The sequence below is a fragment of the Leptolyngbya cf. ectocarpi LEGE 11479 genome (genome assembly GCF_015207065.1).
GTDB lineage: Bacteria > Cyanobacteriota > Cyanobacteriia > Phormidesmidales > Phormidesmidaceae > Leptothoe > Leptothoe ectocarpi.
Genome location: NZ_JADEXP010000654.1, coordinates 1 through 1,016, shown reverse-complemented (window position 1 = coordinate 1,016; position 1,016 = coordinate 1). Strand labels below are relative to the sequence as shown.

Annotated in this window: 2 protein-coding genes; both read left to right on the top strand. The window is 53.3% G+C overall.

What is annotated here, in order from left to right:
* Positions 1-389, top strand: a 389-nt coding sequence (locus tag IQ260_RS30765) for a DUF4079 domain-containing protein (RefSeq protein ID WP_193996829.1), incomplete at its 5' end; no start/stop codon positions are given.
* 88 nt (positions 390-477) lie between these two features.
* Complete coding sequence (locus IQ260_RS30760; protein WP_228016587.1) at positions 478-1,014, top strand: hypothetical protein; 537 nt, start codon at positions 478-480, stop codon at positions 1,012-1,014.
* Positions 1,015-1,016 lie beyond the last annotated feature (2 nt).

Below are 1,016 nucleotides of genomic sequence, written 5' to 3'. Positions count from 1 at the left end.
CCATGGGGCTATCGCTCACGGTTTATACATGTTTGTTAGTAACGGGGGGAGCTGTTTGGTATGGACGTTCCCGTCAAACCCCTGCACCAGGATGGCTGAGGGTGATACACATCGTCCTTGGGGGATTGCTCGTGGCGCTAGTGCTGTTACTTTTGAGCGTTGGCATCATTGGCACCTTAGGCGAGCACGGTAGTCTGGGGCACTCTTGGCATCTGGGGGCTGGGTTGTCAGTGGTGAGTCTGGTGCTGGCCTCGGTAGCCGCAGCGTCTCAGATTTCGGTTCGACCCTGGGCGCGCTCGTTGCACGTTGCCATTAATGGCGTACTCTTTGTGGCGTTTGCAGCGGTGAGCTACAGCGGTTGGACTGTGGTGCAGCAGTATCTGCCTTAATCTTTTTGGCATCCTTTTTTAACAGCCAGACTCTTTGAAGGAATGTTACGCTCAAAATTCCTGGCTTTTCTCATTTTTCTTTATGGCGTTGGTTAGCTCGAATAACGCGTTGGATCGATTTCGGATTTCACCGCTGATCAAAGTCACGTTACTGAGTTTCTATGGAGCGCTGCTGTTACCACTGCCGTTTTTAGCTCAGGCTGCGGATGCCCCGGTCAGGCCCAGCGTTCTGGTGGTTTTGGCGCTGCTGGGGGCAGTTTTTCTAGGGGCCGGATTAAGTGAACAGGTGCACACCTCTGATGAGGGCATTGCCATGGTGTCACCGCTACCGTGGCGAGGGTGGTTTTTACCGTGGTCAGACATTAAGGCGCTTAAGCCCCGCTCGACGGGGCAAAATGGCACGGTTTACTACTTTATTACTGAGGCGGCAGACCGAGCCTATTTGTTGCCCATGCGAGTTGTGGGGTTTGCGCGGCTGGTGCGAACGGTGGAGGCTAAGACCGGTATTGATACCCAGGATGTAACACCGTTGGCTCAGCCCTGGATGTATCTGTTTTTGTTGGTGATGACGGTCTTTTTGTTGCTAATGGATGCTTGGACGATATGGACGGCCACGCAATCTTAGAA